The sequence below is a fragment of the Deltaproteobacteria bacterium genome (assembly GCA_021737785.1).
Taxonomy (GTDB): Bacteria; Desulfobacterota; DSM-4660; order Desulfatiglandales; family Desulfatiglandaceae; genus AUK324.
This window is the reverse complement of record JAIPDI010000018.1, coordinates 23587-43630: the sequence shown is the minus strand read 5'-3', so window position 1 is coordinate 43630 and position 20044 is coordinate 23587. Positions and strand designations below refer to the sequence as shown.

At 52.3% G+C, this 20044-nt stretch carries 21 protein-coding genes; 6 read left to right on the top strand and 15 right to left on the bottom strand.

Annotated features, from left to right (window positions below; all coding sequences use genetic code 11):
- The first annotated feature begins 44 nt into the window (after positions 1-44).
- The 3 genes from miaB (at position 45) to K9N21_10650 (ending at position 2580) form a co-directional block, all read left to right on the top strand.
- Positions 45-1358 carry a tRNA (N6-isopentenyl adenosine(37)-C2)-methylthiotransferase MiaB gene (gene miaB, locus K9N21_10660; GenBank protein ID MCF8144369.1) on the top strand — a complete coding sequence of 438 codons (1314 nt, stop codon included), beginning with the start codon at positions 45-47 and terminating at the stop codon, positions 1356-1358.
- A 30-nt stretch (positions 1359-1388) separates the two neighbouring features.
- Positions 1389-2297, top strand: coding sequence for a diguanylate cyclase (locus K9N21_10655; protein MCF8144368.1), 909 nt, complete (start codon positions 1389-1391; stop codon positions 2295-2297).
- A 193-nt stretch (positions 2298-2490) separates the two neighbouring features.
- A complete protein-coding gene (locus tag K9N21_10650; GenBank protein MCF8144367.1) occupies positions 2491-2580 on the top strand; it encodes an aurora kinase A-interacting protein in 90 nt (29 codons plus the stop codon).
- Between the two features lie 86 nt (positions 2581-2666).
- Here the strand turns inward: K9N21_10650 and K9N21_10645 are convergent, their stop codons facing one another.
- From K9N21_10645 to murJ, 5 genes are all read right to left on the bottom strand, one after another.
- On the bottom strand, positions 2667-3527 hold the full coding sequence (locus K9N21_10645; protein MCF8144366.1) for a 3-hydroxyacyl-CoA dehydrogenase family protein: 861 nt from the start codon (positions 3525-3527) through the stop codon (positions 2667-2669).
- Positions 3528-3725: 198 nt separating this feature from the next.
- The gene (locus tag K9N21_10640) at positions 3726-3953 is read right to left on the bottom strand and encodes a NifU family protein (GenBank protein MCF8144365.1); all 228 of its coding nucleotides are present in this window, start codon (positions 3951-3953) and stop codon (positions 3726-3728) included.
- Between the two features lie 156 nt (positions 3954-4109).
- Complete coding sequence (locus K9N21_10635; GenBank protein ID MCF8144364.1) at positions 4110-5216, bottom strand: DNA photolyase; 1107 nt, start codon at positions 5214-5216, stop codon at positions 4110-4112.
- Positions 5213-6205: a ParB N-terminal domain-containing protein gene (locus tag K9N21_10630; GenBank protein ID MCF8144363.1), complete on the bottom strand. Its 993-nt coding sequence runs from the start codon at positions 6203-6205 to the stop codon at positions 5213-5215. The genes K9N21_10635 and K9N21_10630 overlap by 4 nt, the downstream gene beginning before the upstream one ends.
- A gap of 19 nt (positions 6206-6224) precedes the next feature.
- Positions 6225-7844 carry a murein biosynthesis integral membrane protein MurJ gene (gene murJ / locus K9N21_10625; protein MCF8144362.1) on the bottom strand — a complete coding sequence of 540 codons (1620 nt, stop codon included), beginning with the start codon at positions 7842-7844 and terminating at the stop codon, positions 6225-6227.
- A 108-nt stretch (positions 7845-7952) separates the two neighbouring features.
- Here murJ and rpsT point away from each other — a divergent pair, with 108 nt between their 5' ends.
- On the top strand, positions 7953-8228 hold the full coding sequence (gene rpsT, locus K9N21_10620) for a 30S ribosomal protein S20 (protein ID MCF8144361.1): 276 nt from the start codon (positions 7953-7955) through the stop codon (positions 8226-8228).
- A 26-nt stretch (positions 8229-8254) separates the two neighbouring features.
- On the opposite strand, the gene holA is transcribed toward rpsT, so the two are convergent.
- The 9 genes from holA to K9N21_10575 form a co-directional block, all read right to left on the bottom strand.
- Entirely contained in the window at positions 8255-9253 is a 999-nt protein-coding gene (gene holA / locus K9N21_10615; protein MCF8144360.1) for a DNA polymerase III subunit delta, read from the bottom strand.
- Complete coding sequence (locus K9N21_10610; protein ID MCF8144359.1) at positions 9253-9852, bottom strand: hypothetical protein; 600 nt, start codon at positions 9850-9852, stop codon at positions 9253-9255. Before K9N21_10610 ends, holA begins: the two co-directional genes overlap by 1 nt.
- A 4-nt stretch (positions 9853-9856) precedes the next feature.
- Complete coding sequence (leuS, locus tag K9N21_10605; protein ID MCF8144358.1) at positions 9857-12433, bottom strand: leucine--tRNA ligase; 2577 nt, start codon at positions 12431-12433, stop codon at positions 9857-9859.
- The gene (gene nusB / locus K9N21_10600; protein MCF8144357.1) at positions 12423-12881 is read right to left on the bottom strand and encodes a transcription antitermination factor NusB; all 459 of its coding nucleotides are present in this window, start codon (positions 12879-12881) and stop codon (positions 12423-12425) included. Before nusB ends, leuS begins: the two co-directional genes overlap by 11 nt.
- Positions 12882-12973: 92 nt before the next feature.
- Positions 12974-13444, bottom strand: a complete 471-nt coding sequence (gene ribE / locus K9N21_10595) for a 6,7-dimethyl-8-ribityllumazine synthase (GenBank protein MCF8144356.1) — start codon at positions 13442-13444, stop codon at positions 12974-12976.
- Positions 13445-13481: 37 nt separating this feature from the next.
- Complete coding sequence (locus K9N21_10590; GenBank protein ID MCF8144355.1) at positions 13482-14687, bottom strand: bifunctional 3,4-dihydroxy-2-butanone-4-phosphate synthase/GTP cyclohydrolase II; 1206 nt, start codon at positions 14685-14687, stop codon at positions 13482-13484.
- 95 nt (positions 14688-14782) lie between these two features.
- Complete coding sequence (locus tag K9N21_10585) at positions 14783-15442, bottom strand: riboflavin synthase (protein MCF8144354.1); 660 nt, start codon at positions 15440-15442, stop codon at positions 14783-14785.
- Positions 15443-15546: 104 nt separating this feature from the next.
- Complete coding sequence (locus K9N21_10580) at positions 15547-16527, bottom strand: alcohol dehydrogenase catalytic domain-containing protein (protein MCF8144353.1); 981 nt, start codon at positions 16525-16527, stop codon at positions 15547-15549.
- Positions 16528-16535: 8 nt separating this feature from the next.
- Positions 16536-17492 (bottom strand): diguanylate cyclase, encoded by a 957-nt coding sequence (locus K9N21_10575; protein MCF8144352.1) that lies wholly within the window; start codon positions 17490-17492, stop codon positions 16536-16538.
- A gap of 233 nt (positions 17493-17725) precedes the next feature.
- Here K9N21_10575 and K9N21_10570 point away from each other — a divergent pair, with 233 nt between their 5' ends.
- On the top strand, positions 17726-18607 hold the full coding sequence (locus K9N21_10570; protein MCF8144351.1) for an MBL fold metallo-hydrolase: 882 nt from the start codon (positions 17726-17728) through the stop codon (positions 18605-18607).
- A gap of 39 nt (positions 18608-18646) precedes the next feature.
- Positions 18647-19339: a transcriptional repressor gene (locus K9N21_10565; protein ID MCF8144350.1), complete on the top strand. Its 693-nt coding sequence runs from the start codon at positions 18647-18649 to the stop codon at positions 19337-19339.
- Positions 19340-19364: 25 nt separating this feature from the next.
- Here K9N21_10565 and K9N21_10560 read toward each other — a convergent pair whose 3' ends face one another.
- Positions 19365-20039, bottom strand: a complete 675-nt coding sequence (locus tag K9N21_10560; protein ID MCF8144349.1) for a hypothetical protein — start codon at positions 20037-20039, stop codon at positions 19365-19367.
- Positions 20040-20044: the final 5 nt, after the last annotated feature.

Below are 20044 nucleotides of genomic sequence, written 5' to 3'. Positions count from 1 at the left end.
CAAGAAAAGAGGCACTTGTGTCACAGGGCTTTTATATAAAAACCATGGGCTGCCAGATGAATGCATACGATTCTGATTTTCTTGCCCAGTCCCTGATCATTAATGGTTTTGTCCCGGTAAACACGCCTGAACAGGCGGATGTTATTCTCATCAACACCTGCGTCATACGGGCCAAACCTGAACAGAAGGCGTACAGTTTTCTTGGACGGGTTTCCGCCATCAAGGCGGCGCGCCCGCGCACATTCCTTGGACTTGTCGGGTGCCTCGCTCAGATGAAAGGCGCCGAGTTGTTGAAACGGTTTCCTCAACTGGACCTGATTATGGGTTCCAGGGAATTGTCCCGCTTTCCAGAGGTATTGAAGAGAATAGGTCATCCATCGGGAAAAATCGTGGCCACGGGGATGGATTTTGGTCCTCCCGCTCATGCGCCCTGTCACGGGTATTTTCATGGAAGGGTTTCGGCACACATTTCTATTATGGAGGGGTGCAATAACTTCTGCAGTTATTGCATTGTTCCCTACGTTCGTGGACGGGAAATATCGAGATCTCCTGAAGGGATCGCTGCCGAGGCGAATCATCTCCTTTCCGAGGGCGTCAAGGAGATTACGCTCCTTGGGCAAAATGTAAATTCCTATTCCTGGCTAGGGGAGGACAACATGAGATGGACCTTTCCAGACCTCCTGCATGAGCTGGATACACTGGACGGCTTGTTGCGACTCCGCTTTGTCACATCACACCCAAAGGACCTCTCTGATGATCTTATTTCCTGCTTCAAGGAACTCCAGAAGCTTTGCCCGCATATCCATCTTCCATTTCAGGCGGGGGCAAACCGTATTCTCAAGCTCATGCGACGGGGATATACCCGGGAAGACTATATGGCCCTGATCCAAAAACTAAGGGCCGTGAAACCGGATATTGCCATTACCAGCGATGTTATGGTAGGGTTTCCCGGAGAAACCGACCAAGATTTCGAACAGACCCTGGATCTCATCAAACGGGTCAAGTTTGATGCCCTCTTTTCTTTCAATTATTCCGATAGAAAAGGGACCTCAGCAGACAAAATGGATGGCAAAATTGATGACGCGACAAAAGCCTCCCGACTCGCCACTCTCCAGACCATCCAAAAAGGCATTACCACTGAAAAAAATAAGGCGCTTGAAGGAAAGGTGGTAGATATTCTGGTGGAGGGCGGAAGTAAAAGAGGACACCAGCTCTCCGGACGAACAGATTCCCATAAAGTTGTTAATTTTACCGGTAATCCAGATATCATAGGGAGATTAGTAAAAGTAAAAATTAAACATTCTTTTTTCAATTCCCTGTGGGGGGAAGAGATCTCATCGAGTCTGCCGGACCAATAACGTGTTTCGCGGCCTAGGGGTGATGTGACCATGGAAACAGATAATATTTGTTATGGCGATGAAGCCGTCCTCGTGGTGGATGATGAGGAGTTCGTGAGGGAACCGATAGTTGCCATGTTGGAGCGGCTGGGCTTTAAAGCGGAAGCGGAGCGATCCGGGGAGGAGGCGCTGGAAAGACTTGCGGAAAAAGAGTACACCTTCTTGCTGACGGATATCCGTATGCTCGGTGACGTGGACGGTCTTGAATTAATCCGTCAGGCCAAAAGCAAATACCCGAACGTCTGCGCCATTGCAATGACCGGCCATTCTAAAGAATTCAATTATGTGGAGGTGGTTAACGCAGGGGCCACGGACTTCGTTAACAAGCCGTTCGGAATTGAGGAACTCGAGGCCAAGATAAAACGGGCGATCATTGAGCGTAACACCCGTCAGGAACTCAATAGGCTCTCCATTACCGATTCCCTGACCGGGCTTTACAATCAGCGGCATTTTTATGTCCGCCTTAAAGAAGAGATCGTGAGGTCCAGAAGGCAGGATTATAATCTGGCCCTGATCCTTCTCGATCTGGACTGTTTCAAGCAGTATAATGATAAATTCGGACACCTGGCCGGCGACAGACTGCTTCAGAAGGTGGGGGACGTTATCGGCAGCAGCGTCAGGGAGGACGTGGATTCAGGGTATAGATACGGCGGCGACGAATTTGCCGTTATTCTCATAGATGCGGATGCGTCGGTTGCGGAGATGATGTCCGTGCGCATCCGGAATGGGATCGAGGCGGCCTGCGGGTTGACCGCAAGCGCAGGATATGCCGTCTTTTCCGGTAGCATGACAGCTGAGGAGCTGGTAGCTGAGGCGGACCGAAAGCTGTACGAAAAAAAGGAAGAGCTGAAGAAAGGTAACCTGGCGATCCCGGAAAATTCCGCAATTTATTTAGTCTGATAATATATATTATGTAAACTTATAGGGAAGGGAAAAATCTTAGGGAAAATTCACATCCGATTTTGCCTTTGAAAATATAGATTGACAGATCCTCTTAAAATTTGGTAGACACGGGTTTCACTGCAGCGAGTGATCGATCCTGAATCCGACTAAATTCCTTTCCTCGTAAATTATCTAACGGAGGTCGTATCGAATGGGTAGTGTGGTTAAGAAGCGTCGAAAAAAAATTACTAAGCACAAATACAGAAAACTCCGCAAGAAAATGCGTCATAAGAACAAATAATATTTTTCCCTTCTCAGCGCCGAAAAAAGGCAGTTCGAAATCGAACTGCCTTTTTTCATACAAGCAAAGAGTATGGAACACGAGGGTTACTTGCCGTATTCGTACCAACCGCCCCCTGTTTTTCTTCCCAGCCTGTTTGCCCGAATCATGGTCTTGAGGAGATTGGGGGAAACCCATTTGGACTCCTTGTTCAATTCCTTGTAAAAATATTCGGCAACAAAGTAACAGACATCGATGCCCGTCAGGTCCATCAATTCAAACGGCCCCATCGGGTAATTGAGGCCGTTTTTGACCGCAATGTCAACGTCTTCCGGAGTCGCGATCCCTTCCTCAACGATTTTTATGGCCTCTATCATATGCGGAATCATGATCCTGTTGACAATAAATCCGGGAGAATCTTTCCTGACTTCCACGGTAATTTTTCCCATCTTTTGGGCGAGCGCCGTGGTCGTGGCCACGGTGTCATCGCTGGTTGAATACCCCCTGATGATCTCGACGAGCTTCATCAGCGGCACCGGATTGAAAAAGTGCATCCCGCAGACCTTTTCCGGTCGTTTGGTGGCTGACGCGATTTCGGTCAGAGACATGGACGAGGTATTGGAGGCAAGGATCACCTCGGGGGGGCACACCTCATCAAGCTCCCTGAACACGCTCTTCTTTAGGTCCAGGTCTTCGATGACCGCCTCGATCACAAAATCCACATCTTTCATGAGCCCCAGATCTGTAGTCCCCTGGATCCTGCCTATGGCGGCCTTTTTTTGGTCCGCATCCATCTTCCCCTTTTCGACACTTCTGGAAAGAAATCGATCGATACTCTTCATCCCCCGATCGACAAATTCATCCTTGACATCCCGCATCACCACATCACAACCGATCAGTGCCGCGATCTGCGCAATGCCGTTTCCCATGGTCCCGGCACCCACAACGCCAACTTTTTTAATCTCCATAACCGCTCCTTTTCAATTATCTATTTCTACAAACAATAAACCCGCGTGCAACCTATGTTATCGTACCGATGCGTTCGGGCCTGACAATCCCGCAGTGAGGTCCAAATGCGCAAACTGGTCAGACCCAGCACACCGAATGGAGGACAATCCCTCAAGACAGCAGCAATTCGGTTGAAAGGCCTTGAGCAGAATTGCCGGTTATACAGACTCCACCCCTGTCACCTCGGGAACATTCTGTTTCAAGATCTTCTCAATTCCCATTTTGAGGGTCATCTGCGACATGGGACATCCCTTGCAGGCACCCGTCAATCTCACTTTGACCGTGCCATCCTGTTCCACATCGACCAATTGCACGTCGCCCCCATCTGCCTGCAGCGAGGGGCGAACCTTGTCAAGTGCGCTCTCCACCTGTTCCCTTAATGTCATCTGTTTTGTCTCCTTTTGTTTATCTGGTTTGCTTATTGTCGCTTGTCATGTACACTCCTGCCGGAAATGGCGCAATAATTTTCCATTTACCATATATCCCCTTGAATGGCTACCGAAATAGTGACCCAAGGAGACTTAACCATTAGAGGATTACCGCTACTTCGGGGGTGGGGTGCTGAAGAATTTCACCACCCGTCGATCCAAGAATTCTCGAAGGCCGGACGAGTCTCCGGGACTCCACCCCATACTGGACCGCCATACCTCATCCGATTCCATACAGAGATATAGCCCCAGATCCCGATGCCATGTTTCCAGAAGTTGCCTCATAAAATCATACAATTCTATTCGAATGGGTTTGAAATAGCGGATTTTTCCATCCAGACCGAGAATAAACTCGCCATCGAGGACGGCCGATTCCGGGTGGCGCTTGCGGATGATCGGTTTCAGGGGAGGCATGAATCTGAAAGAACCCATGCTGATCCAGATAATCCCCCGCGGGTCGATCTCCCTATCCAACATCTCGATAGTTCTGGCATAATCGTCCTTCCAGCCAGGGTGCGGGACAAGGGGGTCAAAGTGAAATCCCAGGATAAACCCTTCTGATTGGCACTGTTTGGCAGCCTCAATTCGCTTCCGGATGCTTGCCGCCCCCTTTTCCTCCCTTGATGAGATCCCGGGGCCGTTGAGCGACCACGAAAGGATAATCCGGTCTCTGTGCCTGGAGGCAAGCACCCTGCTGATCCGGGTCGTCTTGGTCTTGAGTTCCAGAACCGCATTCTTTAATCCAGAGAACCTGGGCAGCAGCATGTCGCTCCAACATGTTATCGGGTCCAGGGCAAGGCTGTCCGTGAACTCGCCCGTGCCTATCCTGAATATCTGACCGGGCTGGCTCTCGATAAAATCCATCATATCCGCCAGTCTTTCTTCCAGGTTTACAAAGACCCGCAAAAAAGGTTGATGGGCAAAATAGGATTGAAGGATACAATAACTGCAGTCAAGGGGACAATTGGCCGCGAGATTGAGGATCTGATATCCACAGCAGATATACTCCCGGGTTCCTGGGCAGGGTTTCAGGAAATCGCCTTTATAACACTGCAGATAAAGCGTTTCCTTCCCCATGTCGATAGTTGTGATGCGCTCATCAGCCCCCCCGGTCATTGTATTGACAGGAATACCTGGAAATTGCGCCAGGATGTGCCGGGTCAGAGAATATGCCGATGCACCCTCATCCTGAAAGATCCTTTTGATGGTAAATGCGCTCATTCGGGATCTTCCCTCCATGGATGGCCCAACGTGCCCAGGCCCTGTATACGGTTAAGGCCTTCGAGCTTGATTTTCAGGTCCTCCCCTCCCCTGAAAATTACCTCCATTCTGTAATTCTCTCCCTCAAAAAAAGGGGGCGCGCTTATCTGTATCCCGTCCGGCAGATTCAGATCAGAGATGGTTTTTTTGAATTGTTTTTCAGCCCGGACGATCAACGGATTACGCCGGGCCTTCAGCGTGTTGAGCACGGCCTTTGCCTGCTGCGGCCGGTTCACCGGCGTGTCCGGACTTGGCCCATTAAGCCCTTTCTCCCCCAATATGTGGGGAATACTTTTGTTTTCAATAAATGATAAATCGACAAGGTAATCAATGAATTGTGATTGTTGATTAATGTTCAGCCTTAGCTTTGAAATCCATTTCAAGATGGCTGACCTGGATGCGGCATCGATTCTTGAGAGCATCTTCACGGCCTGCCATGAGAGCCTCCCCTCTGAAATAAACGTCTTGACCGGTGTGTCGAATTCCCTTTCCATTTCAATGAGAAAGTGAAGATCTTCCTCCCGGGATCGAAGTCCCAGCAAAGGCATGTAGCGTTCTACAAGTTCTTTCGTGGGCACCCATGCCTCAAGCCGACTGAGGACCATCCCTTTTTCCACATCATTCAGGTGTCTTGTGGCCAGATTGTCATGGAGATTCAAGAGAAGGCATTCGAGGGGCCGGAGGTTGTCACGCCCGGAAATAATTCTGCTTGCGGCCGTCTCAGCCTTCAGTTCCTTCAGTGCCATAATCCTTCGGTAGCCGGTAACAACGGTCAACCCTTCCCGCTCTCTTTTGAGTATGGGCGGGTTAACGAGGCCGATCTCCCGGATAGACCGGGCCAGGGGTTCCAGATCGACCCCGAAACTCATGCAATAGGGACCCGGCGAATCATCAATGTCCTTCAGGGCGATCTGCCGGGACACCGTCTCCATCTTTTCTGGGATAACCATGTTGCTCCTGAGTGGCATCTTATCCGGCGCTTCGACGCTTTGTGCGCTTTCGCCAAAGCATGTACCGGATTGAGCGGATCTCGTTGCAGCCCAAGACGCGGGCGGCCCCGAAGTAGATGATGATACCGATCACGATAAGGGCGGCCAGGTGGATACCCATACTGGATACCCCTGTTTCGGGATCAATGGTCAGCCACCTGGAAAAACACCCATACACTCCAACGCCCATCAGGGCGGCGGCCAGGGCGGATTTGGCTGAAGATATAATAACCGGCTTGATGTTTATAATTGAACCTCTTCTCTTTAATAGAAAAATCAAAAGGCAAAACTGAACAGATGACGCAAGGGAAAGGGCCAGGGCCAGGCCCCCGTGCTTTAGAGGTCCCATCAGCAACAGACTTAATGCCAAGTTGAGCGCCAGGGCGACGGTCGCCACCTTTACCGGCGTCTTTGTGTCCTGAAGGGCATAAAATGCGGACACCATCACCCTGACCCCGGAAAATGCCCAGAGACCCACGGTATAATACAAGAGTGCGCGAGCTGTCATTATGGATGCGTGTGAATCAAAAGCGCCTCTTTCGAATAGAAGCTGAACCAGCGGTTCGCCTAAGACCATCAGTCCCGCCATCGAGGGGAAGGTAATAAAAAAAACCAGGCAAAGGGCGTGATTAAGGGTGCTTTGAAACTGGACAAGATCATTTTTGGCTGCTTCCGTGGAAAGGGAGGGAAGTGCGGCCGTACTGATGGCGATGGCAAAAATCCCTAGGGGAAATTGAACCAGTCGATCCGCATAATAGAGCCATGAAACGCTTCCTTCCTCAAGAAATGTGGCCAGCAATGTTCCCATGAACTGATTCACCTGGTAGACGGCAGAACCGAAAATCGCCGGGAGCATGAGAAAGCCGATCCTTTTGAGCGCAGGATGGGCGGGGTTCCATTTGGGAAGTAAGATGAGGCCTTCTCTGATGACCGATGGGATCTGCAGGCCTACCTGGAGGGCTCCGCCGATCAGCACCCCGATGGCAATGCCCACAATGGGAGCGGCACAATGGGGGGAGATCAGATATGCCGCGGCGATGATGCCCACATTCAATAAAATAGGGGCGGCGGCCGGCGCTGCAAACCGCCTGAGAGAATTGAGGACCCCCATAAAAAAGGCCACCAGGCTGATAAAAAAGATATAGGGAAACATGATCCGGGTAAGAAGAACGGTCAGATCATATTTAATACCGGAACCCCCGAAACCAAATGCCTGAACACGCACGATCCACGGGGAAAACAAGATGCCGAGAACGGTCACCAAGGCCAGGAGGATGGATAGAAGGGTCAGTACCACCCTTGCCAGGTCAAAGGCATCCTTTCTTGTCTTGAGAGTGAGATACTCCGTAAAGATCGGGATGAAGGCAATGGTGAGAGATCCCTCTGCAAACAGACGCCTTAGAAGATTGGGGATGCGGAATGCAACGAAAAATGCGTCCGCGGCCAGCCCGGAGCCAAAAAGACCTGCGATGACCATATCCCGGACCAGACCGAGTATACGGCTCAGAAAGGTAAAAAAGCTGACGACCCCGGCGGCGTAACCCAGTTTCCTGTTTTCGGAATTTGATGGTTTTGGGACCGTTGAAAATTTTCTTGACATTAAAGCCAACTTCTTTTAAATTTATTAATTCGGTTGCTGAAATGAAACAGCAGCGGTAACAGTCGCTTATGTACCACCCATAAAACTATCACATGAGGAGATCCGGATTTGGCAAACCATCCATCAGCGCTCAAAAGGGCACGACAGAACGAGGTCAAGAGAGTCAGAAACAAGGGTTACAAGACAAGGGTTAAAAAGGCGGTTAAGGAGGTTAGAACCGCCATCGCTGCCAATTCGGCAGAGCAGGCCCAACAGAGCTTCAAGGAGGCTGTTTCCGTCCTCCAGAAGACCGCTTCCAAAGGTGTTATTCACAAAAACCAGGCATTCCGAAAGATCTCCCGTCTCGCGCGCGGGATCCGACGGCTTGCCGCTTCCGAAGGATAACTCTCCTCCGCGGTACCCGGCTCTTCCTAGAAGGACAGGAGCAGGTGTTCGAGCATCAGGCGAGGCTGAGAGCCCGACTTCAGATGCCTGTCGGCCTGGCAGAGCAGGTCTAAGGCACGTTCAAGATCATCGATGCGCCAGTTGTGGGCCTGCTGAAGTACCTTGTTCGCCAGAAAGGGTTGGATCTGAAGCCGTTTGGCCACATCAGCGGGCCTTCCGCCCTTGTCCATGACGGATTTTGCCTGGATAATCAGACGAATCTGCCGGTTCAGCATCCCGATGATTCCGAATACGGCATCCCGACCCTCCTCTTCCAAGTACCTGTTCAGAATTGCAAGGGATTTTGCGCGTCTTCTGAGCGATACCTCATCCATTAATTCAAAGATCGTATAGATACGGGTGTTGATGGCGAGTTTCCTGATTTCGGACGCGCCCACCGGCGTGTTCCCATGGCGGAGATAGAGCTTCTCCATCTCAGTATACAGATCCCGTAACCGGTTTCCGACAATGGCCTGCAGGTAAACACATCCCTCTTCTGTGATATTCAACCCCAGTTCGCCGGCAAACCGTTTTATCCAGGGGATCACCTGCCTGTCATACAGCTCCTTGAAATGCACGGCACCGCCGGCCGCTCTGATCTTCTTATAGAAGTCTTTCCTGAAATCGGTTCTTGAAGATATAAATATCAGGCAAGTGGTTTTTACGGGGTTTTCTATGTAAGGGGTTAAGGATTCAAGCGCCGATCCCGGGATGTTTTCAGTCCGCCTGACAATGATGAGACGTTTTGGAGACAAAAACGGGAGCGAGCAGGCCGCATCAGTGATATCTGCGGGGATTGTGGTATCGCTGCCATAAAAGGTCTGAAAGTTGAAATCCCGGGCTGGTTCGGGAATAAGGGCTTTACTAACGTCGCCCAATATCTTTTCAATCTGAAATTCTCCGGGGCCGTAGAAGAGATACACCTTGCCCAACTGGCGGCGTTTCAACAGGTCCAGTATCTGGTCGGGGGAGAGATCTGCTGCCATCAGAATCGTTCCATGGTCCGCAGGTAGATTCTTTCGGCCAGTAATTGGGCGATCCTTCTGGCGGCCTTCCTCTGATTATACCGTGTCCTCAACGGGTCGGAATCAACGGTAAAGGCGGCCTTTTCATCCATGGCCTCTTCATTCCATACGATCTCTCCGGTGGTCCTGTTCAGCAGCCTGGCTGAGAGTCTGATTCTGAGCCAGCGGGAACTGGTTACTTCAAATGTACCGTCGGTGACCCTGTAGCTGAGGGGTTCGGTGGTGATGTCGCTCACATTTCCGATAAGGACGAATGCTGCCCGGTCCCTTGAAACCAGAGGAATCTGGGACTGGCTGACAAATTCCTTTCGGATCATCATGGTGAAGTCGCCCTCAAAACCGAGGGACGACGAGGGGCTTGCCATAAGGGGGATGGCCAGACTCGGGATACTCATCCCTTTGGGCTGTTTCGTGGCCTGGAGCTGATATCCGCATCCGGACATCCAGAGGAAGGACAGGAGTATAACGACTTGAACGATGATATGTGAACTGCAAACAGGATTGCGCTTCAACCCTCCCCCAATTTCTGAATCTCCAAATCCATAACTCCCTGCAGCCATATTCCTATGCCACCACATTTACCAGTTTTTTCTGGACGACGATCACCTTCTTGATCTCTTTTCCGCTGACAAACTGCCGGACCCTTTCGTCTGTCAGGGCCGCCTTCTCAATGGCCCTCTCATCATAGGAGGCAGGCACCTCAATTCGGTTGCGTACCTTTCCGTTCACCTGGAGCACGACCTGTCTGGTTTCAGCCACCAATGCTGCCTCATTGCAGACCGGCCAGGGGACCTCGATCAGGGGGGTGTCATGGCCCAACATCCCCCACAGTTCTTCGGTGATGTGGGGCGCCACCGGGGACAGCAGCACCACGGTCGCCTCTATGGCCTCCCTGACCACCGACCAGGCGACGGCATCCTTTTGTTCGTTACTGTTCAGCAACTGATTCATATCATTCACCAGCTCCATGACTGCGGAGATGGCCGTATTAAAATGGAACCGGTTTTCTATGTCGCCCGTCACCTTCTTTATGGTCTCGTGGGTTTTTCGGTGTAAGGCCCTGAGTTGTCCCTCCAGGATTTCCCCTCCCGCATATGCAGAAACTTCCGACACGTTTCCAAGATGAAGCGTCACCAACCGCCAGATTCGATTCAGGAACCGGTAGGACCCCTCGACGCCCTGGTCGCTCCACTCCAGGTCCTTGTCCGGGGGCGAAGCAAAGAGGCAGAATGCCCGGACCGTATCGGCCCCATACTGGTCAATCAGCTCCTGTGGATCGACCACATTCTTCTTGGACTTGGACATTTTTACCGTGTTGCCCCGTATCACCTCTGCCCGGCAATAACCGCACCTGCCATCCTTGACCTCTGAGGGATAAAGGTAGCCATGCTCCGGACACTCCTCGGTCTCTTTGCAGACCATCCCCTGCGTCAACAGGTTGGTAAAGGGTTCGCTGACCTTCAGATACCCAAAGTCCCTCAGGACCCTGGTATAGAAACGGGAGTAGAGAAGGTGGAGTATGGCGTGCTCGATCCCCCCGATATATTGATCCACGGGCATCCAGTAATCCACCTTTTCTGGATCCAGGGGGCCTTTATCATAGCGCGGGCAGGTGTATCGGTCGAAATACCAGGAAGACTCCACAAAGGTATCCATGGTATCTGTTTCACGTCGCGCCTTTCCGTTGCAGTTTGGGCAGGTCGTCTCGAAAAAGGAGGGTTCAAGAGGGAGGGGGGATCCACCATTCGGTCTCATATCCAGCGCCAGAGGGAGCACCACCGGGAGATCCGCTTCAGGAACCGGAACCGTGCCGCATTTCTCGCAATAAATGATTGGGATGGGGGCCCCCCAGTATCGTTGTCTGGAGATCCCCCAGTCTCTCAGCCTGAAATTCACGGTCTTGTGTCCCGCACCCCTGGATTCCAGATAATCGGCGATGCTGTCCAGGGCATCCAGGTTTCGTTGACCGTTGAATGGACCCGAGTTGACCAGGGTCCCCTCCCCTACGTAGGCCTCTGTCATGGCATTTTCATCGAGACTTCCATCGACCGGTTGAATCACCACCCTGAGCTTCAAACCGTATTTTCCGGCGAATTCAAAGTCCCTCTGATCATGGGCAGGGACCGCCATAATCGCGCCGGTTCCGTAATCAAAGAGAACGAAATTGGCCACAAAGATCGGAATCTCCTCACCGGTCACCGAATTCATACAATACCTACCGGTAAAGGCCCCCTCTTTCACCGTAAAGTCCGCTGTGCGCATAAAGGTGTCCATCTTGAGCGTATGTTCAACAAACTTAAGCACCTCACCTTCTTCGGGGCGTCCTTTTATGATCTCCTGGACCAACGGATGTTCCGGGGCCAGACACATAAACGTCGCTCCGAACACCGTATCCTGTCGGGTGGTGAAGACCTCGATGACTTCCTCCGAACCTGCCAGGGGAAACCGGATGATGGCGCCATAACTCTTTCCGATCCAGTTCCGCTGCATGGTGAGCACCCGGTCGGGCCATCCTGGGAGCTTTTCGCAATACTCCAGGATTTCATCGGCATAGTGCGTTATCTTGAGAAACCAGCTGTCCATCTCTTTTATGCTGACTTCCACGTCCGGATGACGCCAGCAACATCCATCTTCAACCTGCTCGTTGGCCAGCACCGTCTGACATTTGTTGCACCAGTTGACAAAGGTCTTCTTCTTATAGGCCAAACCCTCCTGGTACATTCTCAGAAACACCAACTGCTCCCATCGATAATATTCAGGATCGCAGGTGGCCAGTTCCCGGTCCCAGTCATAGCTGAAGCCCATCCGCTTAAGCTGGACTTTCATGGCAGCGATATTGTCGTAAGTCCATTGGGCAGGATGGGTCTTATTTTCTATGGCCGCGTTTTCCGCAGGCATGCCAAAGGCATCCCATCCCATCGGATGGAGGACATTTTTTCCGCACATCCGTTGATATCTGGCCACCACGTCACCGATGGTATAATTGCGCACATGCCCGATATGAATTTTCCCGGAGGGATAGGGAAACATCTCCAAAAGGTAATATTTTGGTTTAGAGATATCATCTATAGATTTGAATGTTTTATTTTTTTCCCAATTTGACTGCCATTTAAGCTCTATCTCTTGCGGGTTATATTTCATCTTCTGTCACGCCTTCTGTAGTCTCAGTGTCGTTGCATTCTTCATTTATTAGGGTATTGTAGATATTATCCAATACGCCGTTGATATATCTCCCCGAATCTTCGCTTCCGAACTTTTTTCCGATCTCCACGGCCTCATCAAGCGAGACCCTTGCGGGGATTTCAGGGACAAACAGGATTTCAAAGGCTGCCAGCCTCAGTATGGATCGATCCAGCCGCGCCATACGGTCAATACGCCAGTTCTTGGATGCCTGACTGATGGTTTTGTCCAGGCTCTCCTTTTTCCCGCATACCCCCAAGACAAGCATCTTTGAGAACTCTCTGATAGATTCCGAGGCCTCGAAGTTCTCACAAATCAGGTCAAAGACCTCGGACGGATCATCATGGCTGAACTCCAGGTGAAACAGAACCTGGACAGCCAATTCACGAGCCCGTCTTCTTTTCCCCATATTTCACCGTCAAAGAGCGAATTCCAAGGATTCAGGGAATTTAGGAATTTCGAATTACGTTCGACGCCTGGATTCCGCAATCCTCCAAATTGTCAACTCTGCAATTCCTTGAAGAGGTTAACCATTTCGATGGCGGCCATGGCGGCCTCGAATCCTTTATTTCCGGATTTGGACCCGGCCCTCTCAATGGCCTGTTCGAGGTTGTCTGTGGTAAGGACGCCGAAGGTCACTGGGATTTCACTCTCCAGTGCCACGCTGGCGATACCTTTGGATACCTCGGCCGCCACATAATCGAAATGGGGTGTCGCCCCCCTGATCACCGCGCCCACGCATATGACCGCGTCAGACTCTCCGGTCCGGACCATCTTCCTCGCCGCGAGAGGCATCTCAAATGCCCCGGGGACCTTTATGATCAATATGTCTTTTTCGTCGCAACCGTGTCTCGTCAAGGCATCTATGGCCCCTTCCATCAATCTGGAGCAGATAAAATCATTAAAGCGGCTCACAATGATGGCAAAACGAAAGCCCTCCGCCGACAATCGACCTTCTACTACTTTGGGCATAACACCCCCCTTTCAAATGGATGCTTGAATAAACCCATTACTCAATTCTGTTTAACAGATGTCCTAACTTGTGGCACTTGGTGGACAGATATCGAAGGTTTTCCGGCCTCGGTATGCACTCGATGGGCACCCGTCCGGTAACCTGCAACCCATAACCCTCCAGTCCGATAATTTTTTTCGGGTTATTGGTCAGCAGCCTCATTTTCTTGACGCCGATGGCCACCAGGATCTGGGCCCCCACTCCATAATCCCTTAAGTCTGCAGCGAAACCGAGTTCTTCATTGGCTTCCACCGTATCGAACCCCTGATCCTGAAGGGCATAGGCCTTCAGCTTATTTGCAAGGCCGATACCTCGCCCTTCCTGCTGGAGATAGAGTATTACGCCGAGACCTTCCTTCTGGATGATAGACATGGCAGCTTCCAACTGCTCGCCGCAGTCACATCGATAGGAACTGAAAACATCCCCGGTCAGGCACCCGGAATGGACCCTGACCATCACATCTTTCTCCGGATCAATCTCGCCTTTTACCAGGGCCAGGTGCTCGTAATCGTCTATGTCATTGACAAACGCCATGGCCTTCCATTCCCCAAAGGGCGTCGGCAGGACCGTTTCTGCAGCCTTGTGTACAAAGGACTCCTTTCGCATCCGGTAAGAGATGAGATCGGCCACGGTGGCGATCTTCAAATCGTGCTCTTGGGCGAATATCTCCAGGTCCGGCAGGCGGGCCATGGTCCCGTCATCCTTCATGACTTCACAGATCACAGCCGCAGGCTTGAGACCGGCGAGCCGCGCAAGATCGACCGAACCCTCGGTCTGTCCGGTCCTGAACAGGACCCCTCCCCGTCTGGCCCTCAGAGGGAAGACATGTCCTGGATGAACAAGGTCTTCGGGTGTTGCATCATCCGCTATGGCGGTCAAAATGGTATGGGCCCTGTCAGCAGCGGAGATGCCCGTGGTAACACCTCGGGCGGCCTCTATCGATACGGTAAAGGCCGTCTGGAAAGGAGAACGATTCTTGCTGACCATCTGGTCGAGTTCCAATTTTTCCACGATCTCCGGCTCCAATGCGAGGCAGATAAGACCGCGACCATGTTTGGCCATGAAATTGATGGCCTCCGGCGTTACCTTTTCAGCCGCTATGGTCAGATCCCCCTCATTCTCCCTCCCCTCATCGTCCACAAGGATGATCGTCTTTCCTTGTTTCAGGTCGTCTAACACATCTGCGATATTGGATATAGGCATCTTCAAGATCCTTTTTTATGGTGCATCATTAATGGCATCAGAGAGCCGCTCAAAGTCCCCATGAGGTCGTCGCCAGGAAGAGGGTCTCCTGCCTGCTATCTGATGAACCCATGTTTTGCGAGGGCTTCGAGGTCAATTCCCGAGGCCTCTGTGTCCCGGTCCGGCCTCCCTCTGGAAAACAGCTTCTCCACATATTTGCCGATGAGGTCGGTTTCGATATTGACCGGGTCTCCTGTCTTTTTTTTCAAAAGCGTCGTTGCAACGCCGGTCTGAGGGATGATATTTACCTCAAAGAGATCATTTTCACAAGCATTAATCGTCAGGCTGATCCCATCCACTGCAATGGAGCCCTTCACGATGAGGTAACGGGAAAGACCTTGTTCAATCCGGATCCGTATGCGCCAAGATTGCCCGGATTGATCTTTCCCGACGATCGTTCCGACGCCGTCCACATGCCCCGCGACCAGATGTCCCCCCAGACGATCCGTCAACCGGAGGGCCCGCTCAAGATTTACCGAATCCCCCATCTTCAGAAACCTCAGTGTGGAACGGGAAAGGGTCTCGCCGGATACATCCATGCCCAGAGCATTCCCCGATATCTCCGTTACGGTGAGGCATACGCCGTTGACAGAGATGCTCTCCCCGATCTCGCAGTCGATCGCATCAAAAGGCGGGATGATGGTGACCTTCATGTCATTGCGCGAACGTCGAATTCCGCCGACCTTGCCCAATCCTTCAATCAGACCGGTAAACATGTCAATCTGCCTTACCCGGATAATCCGGAACTGTGTTTAAATTGCAGATGGCGAATCTGGTCAATCCAGAACCAAGAGAGTGTCTCACCATCTGAAAAATTTTTTTATTCTTTCACGGCCATGTCAATCAGTATTTTTAATGCCTCCGGACGCTTCGCCGATTCAAATGCCGCCAGCGCCTGTGCCATCGGGTATTCGGCGGAGATGAGGCGTTCAAGGGGCATATCCGGATGAGTCGCCAGCATGCGAAGGCCCACCTCAAACCGGCCGCATCTGGACCCGACCAGTGTCTGTTCATTGACCACCACGCTCGACAGGTCCACCTTCCACTCACCTGCCACCGTGGACTTGAGCACAATTGTTCCGCGGGGCCTGCAGAGCGTTACCGCATCAGTCAAGCCCGCGGCTGATCCGGTGGCTTCCACAACGAAATCGACCTTTCCCGCCATCTCTGCTGGAAATTCCGACCGGATCTTGAGGTCACGCCAGCGGGCGTTTTCGAGCTTTGTCTTATGGTGTCCTATGAGCGTCACATCCGGAAGGGCTGTTGCAAGCGCCCATGCACACAAAATCCCGAGGCGCCCGTCGCCCAATACCACCGCCCGTTCCGACCCGGTTAACGCCAGTTGTTCCAACACCTCAAAGGCTGCGGAGAGCGGCTCCACCAGAACCGCTCTGTTGTCGGCCATCGAGACAGGAACGACGTAAAGGTTGGACACCGGCAGCATACAATAATCGGCCATGCAACCGTTCAAATCGAGGATGCCCAAACACTTCCGGTGAGGGCAATGACGCTGCAGGCCTTTGACGCAGGACGCACAGGCCCCACACCCGGCATTGATCTCGCCGACAACGCGTTTTCCCGTAAAATCAGGCTGATCCCCGATCAAGATATTGGAATCGACCACCCCGACAAACTCGTGTCCCAGAACCCCCTCGAAACCCTTGTACCCCCTGGTAATCTCGATATCCGTAGTACAGATGCCGGCCTTGAGCACCCTGATCCGGGCCCAACCCGGCATCGCCTCCGGTTCGGGATAATCCTCCCTGTATTGGAGATGGCCGTCAAATACGATCGCACGCATGGATCGTCTCAGGGCCTCTCGATTACAGGACTTGCAATGACCTTGTTTCGGCCCGCCTCCTTGGCCGCGTACAGGCATTTGTCCGCCACACGGATCATGGCCTCGTGCGAGATATCCGGCGGAAAGCCTGTCACGCCCTGGCCAGGTGCAAGGCCCGTAACCCCGAAACTGGCCGTAATCCGAATCGCTTCTTCCTTATGGAAGACAATCTGCTTCGATACCTTGGCGCGGAGTCTTTCCGCCAGGACTTGCGCCTTATCAAAATCCGTCTCAGGAAGAACCACAATAAATTCCTCCCCCCCGTAACGGGCGATCCAATCCACTCTTGAACGGATCGACCGGCCCATTGTTTGGACAAAGGCCTTTAATACCTCATCTCCGGCCTGGTGTCCGTACGTATCATTGACCCCCTTGAAGTGATCGATATCCACCATAAGTACGGAAATGGGATGGCCGTACCGCCTTGCTCTTTGAAGCTCATGGGGAAGATGTGCGTCCATATAGGTGCGGTTGTAGCACCCTGTCATGGTATCGGTTATGGATAGCATACGGATGGCGTCATTGGCGTCTTTTAACGATTTTTCCAGATTCAGGATACGGACAGCCGTCTTGAGGCGGGCAAAAAGTTCTGATCGGTCAAAGGGTTTGGTCAGATAATCGTCGGCCCCGGCCTCCAGGCCGGCAAGCATATCTTCCCTGGAGTCCCTGGCCGTCAGCAGAAAGATAAACACATAACCGGCCGAGACCTCCTCTCGGATACTGCGGCATAGCTGCAGCCCGTCCATCTCCGGCATCATCCAGTCCGTAAATACGATGGGAAAGAATTGCGCATTGAAGCATGCCAACGCCTCCTCCCCGTCCTTGGCGGACACCACTTCATAACCGGCCTTTGACAGCGTCATCTCCAAAAGCCTTCGCGAGACCGGATCGTCTTCGACAATGAGGATAGGGAAACGGTTTTCCAAAGGACAGGGACCCTCCCGAACGTGGACCTTCACCTTCATTCGTAAAATATTTTATTTATCATGTTTTCGTATCGGAGTGAACAACTATCTGTCGCAATTCCACACCTTGACTCTCCTCCCCCACATCGCTATATTGACCTCGATTCAAAGGCCTGTTGCGGATCATCGAGGGGCCTGGGTCTGGATTACTGAAGCGTGCGCCACCTTTGTTTACCAGCGACAAAGATAAGCATATGATGGATCGGCTTATTGAGATAAAACAGGATATCCCCGGATTCAATTCCTTTTTCGGATCGTGGATCTGCCGGGGCGATCTCAACCTGATTGTGGATGTGGGTCCTGCCAACAGTGCAGACCGGCTGATCCGGTCGCTCTCCCGGCTCCAGCTCCCCCGGGTGGATTATATCCTCATCACCCATATTCACCTGGATCATGCCGGGGCCCTGGCCCGGATACTGGAAGAATATCCCATGGCCCGGGCAATATGCCATGCTGACGCGATCCGGCACCTGATCAACCCGGAAAGACTCTGGATCAGCAGCCTGAATGTCCTGGGGGATGTTGCAAGCGCATACGGCCCGCCAAAGCCGGTTCCCGGGGAAAAGTTGATCCCCCATACCGGGGTGAAGCTTAAGGAACTTCTTGTGATAGAGACACCCGGCCATGCGGTTCACCACCTCAGCTACAGCTATCAGGAAAGACTTTATGCCGGTGAGGCCGCGGGCAATTATATCGATTTTGACGGTCTGGACTATCTGCGTCCAGCCACCCCCCCAAAGTTCTTTTTGGATGGTTTTCTGAAGAGTCTCGATGCGCTGTCAACCTTAAAGGATCAACCCATACGGTACGCCCACTTCGGCAAGGCCCGAGGTTCCCACGCCATGTTGAGTCGCTTCCGGGAGCAGCTTCTCCATTGGAAGAAAATCATCGGCCAATGTGTCCGTCAGGGGGGAAACGATGACACCATCATCCGAAACGCCATGGATCTCCTGCTCGAAAACGATCCCAATCTGGCGGCATTTCACCGCATGAATTCAGATATGCAGAATAGAGAACGGATGTTTATGACCAATAGTATCAAAGGGTTTGTTGGATTCCTAAATGCTAAACATTAATAAATCAGTTATGAAGTGTATCTTCAGGATAGTTCGCATATGACACATTCTAACGATCTGGAAAAGGCCAATTTCAAGGCCCTTATAGAAGAAGACGGCACGGACCGGATTCAGGAACGACTCGATATCATTGATGTTTTTCTTGGAACCGAGGCACATATCACCTTCGAGGAGATGGTGCAGCTTCTGAAGGAAAAGGGCTATGCGTTTGATCCGGTGTTTGTGGCCCAATGCATGAACCGGATGGTTGAATTGGGATTTGCCCGGAAAAAGCAGTTTGACGGGCAACCGATCCGGTATGAGCATCGTCATCTCGGCAGGCATCACGATCACCTGGTCTGCACCAAGTGCGGGAAGATCGTCGAATTTTCCGACGAACATATTGAGAGGTGCCAGTTGACAGTGGCCGCGAGATATGGGTTTCACATGCTTCAGCACAGGATGGAAATCTATGGATTGTGTTCGGATTGTCTCTCAAGAAGACAACGTTTGATGCCCCTGGCCGCTGCCAAACCCGGAGAGCGGGTGATTATCCGAGAGGTGTCCGGTGGGAGGACGCGGAGGGCCCGCCTGGCCGCCCTGGGATTGCGTCCCGGCGATACCATAGAGGTTATTGCCAACAGCGGACAAGGAAGGATTATTCTGGGGCATGGGCACACACGGCTGGCCATCGGCAGGGGGGTCGCCCAGGTCATTATGGTCGCCCTGGACCAGGAGAACGTCCGGAGCTGAGCATCCTGATTTGGCTGACGCAATCTTACGCAGCCTTCTGCAGCATCTCTCTGAGCCTGTCCCTGACGCCCCTTATAAATTTTTCACCCGTGCTTCGATAGACGTAACGCGCCCTCTCTTCGGGAGTCACGGTTTCAGGGGAGTGGCGTAATTTGAGTTTGATGACGGCCAAGAGATCGTCCAACAGGAACCTGCGGTATATGAGGCGCAGGAGGGGAAGTCGAAACTCCGCCTCGCTGATGGATGCGGCCCAGTCCACGATGTAGGGATGCCCGTCCTCCCCCAACAGGGTATTGGGCGCCCGTTTCAGATCACAGTGGGCCAGGCCCCTTCGGTGAAAACAGGCCACCAGGTCATTCAACTCATTAAAAAAGGCGGGAGGGAGTCTCATCTCCTGTTCGAGGTTCTCCAGGCTTCTTCCGGGAATCTCCTCTATGATCAGGGCGATCCCGTCAATGACCCGGTACAGTGTCGGCACCCCCTTTACTCCCTTCAGCCGCCTGTAGGCCTTCGCCTCCCGCCATATGAGAAAGCGGCCCACCGTATTCCTGAAAAGATATCTGTTGGCGCTGAAATCCTTGACCACCGCCCGCATCCCCTTCTCCTCCACACGCCGGATCGCAGGCCGCGTGCTTGAGGCCGCCCTCAACATGCCGCGGCGTTTCTGTCGGGGATCTGAAAGGCTGAGTCTCTCAAACAAGGGAA

Excerpts from the sequence above, each read along its gene's own strand:
- miaB (MCF8144369.1), top strand. The coding sequence starts at position 45 with ATGGGCTGCCAGATGAATGCATACGATTCTGATTTTCTTGCCCAGTCC.
- K9N21_10655 (MCF8144368.1), top strand. The coding sequence starts at position 1,389 with ATGGAAACAGATAATATTTGTTATGGCGATGAAGCCGTCCTCGTGGTG.
- K9N21_10650 (MCF8144367.1), top strand. The coding sequence starts at position 2,491 with ATGGGTAGTGTGGTTAAGAAGCGTCGAAAAAAAATTACTAAGCACAAA.
- K9N21_10645 (MCF8144366.1), bottom strand. The coding sequence starts at position 3,527 with ATGGAGATTAAAAAAGTTGGCGTTGTGGGTGCCGGGACCATGGGAAAC.
- K9N21_10640 (MCF8144365.1), bottom strand. The coding sequence starts at position 3,953 with ATGACATTAAGGGAACAGGTGGAGAGCGCACTTGACAAGGTTCGCCCC.
- K9N21_10635 (MCF8144364.1), bottom strand. The coding sequence starts at position 5,216 with ATGAGCGCATTTACCATCAAAAGGATCTTTCAGGATGAGGGTGCATCG.
- K9N21_10630 (MCF8144363.1), bottom strand. The coding sequence starts at position 6,205 with ATGGTTATCCCAGAAAAGATGGAGACGGTGTCCCGGCAGATCGCCCTG.
- murJ (MCF8144362.1), bottom strand. The coding sequence starts at position 7,844 with ATGTCAAGAAAATTTTCAACGGTCCCAAAACCATCAAATTCCGAAAAC.
- holA (MCF8144360.1), bottom strand. The coding sequence starts at position 9,253 with ATGGCAGCAGATCTCTCCCCCGACCAGATACTGGACCTGTTGAAACGC.
- K9N21_10610 (MCF8144359.1), bottom strand. The coding sequence starts at position 9,852 with ATGGCTGCAGGGAGTTATGGATTTGGAGATTCAGAAATTGGGGGAGGG.
- leuS (MCF8144358.1), bottom strand. The coding sequence starts at position 12,433 with ATGAAATATAACCCGCAAGAGATAGAGCTTAAATGGCAGTCAAATTGG.
- nusB (MCF8144357.1), bottom strand. The coding sequence starts at position 12,881 with ATGGGGAAAAGAAGACGGGCTCGTGAATTGGCTGTCCAGGTTCTGTTT.
- ribE (MCF8144356.1), bottom strand. The coding sequence starts at position 13,444 with ATGCCCAAAGTAGTAGAAGGTCGATTGTCGGCGGAGGGCTTTCGTTTT.
- K9N21_10590 (MCF8144355.1), bottom strand. The coding sequence starts at position 14,687 with ATGCCTATATCCAATATCGCAGATGTGTTAGACGACCTGAAACAAGGA.
- K9N21_10585 (MCF8144354.1), bottom strand. The coding sequence starts at position 15,442 with ATGTTTACCGGTCTGATTGAAGGATTGGGCAAGGTCGGCGGAATTCGA.
- K9N21_10580 (MCF8144353.1), bottom strand. The coding sequence starts at position 16,527 with ATGCGTGCGATCGTATTTGACGGCCATCTCCAATACAGGGAGGATTAT.
- K9N21_10570 (MCF8144351.1), top strand. The coding sequence starts at position 17,726 with ATGATGGATCGGCTTATTGAGATAAAACAGGATATCCCCGGATTCAAT.
- K9N21_10565 (MCF8144350.1), top strand. The coding sequence starts at position 18,647 with ATGACACATTCTAACGATCTGGAAAAGGCCAATTTCAAGGCCCTTATA.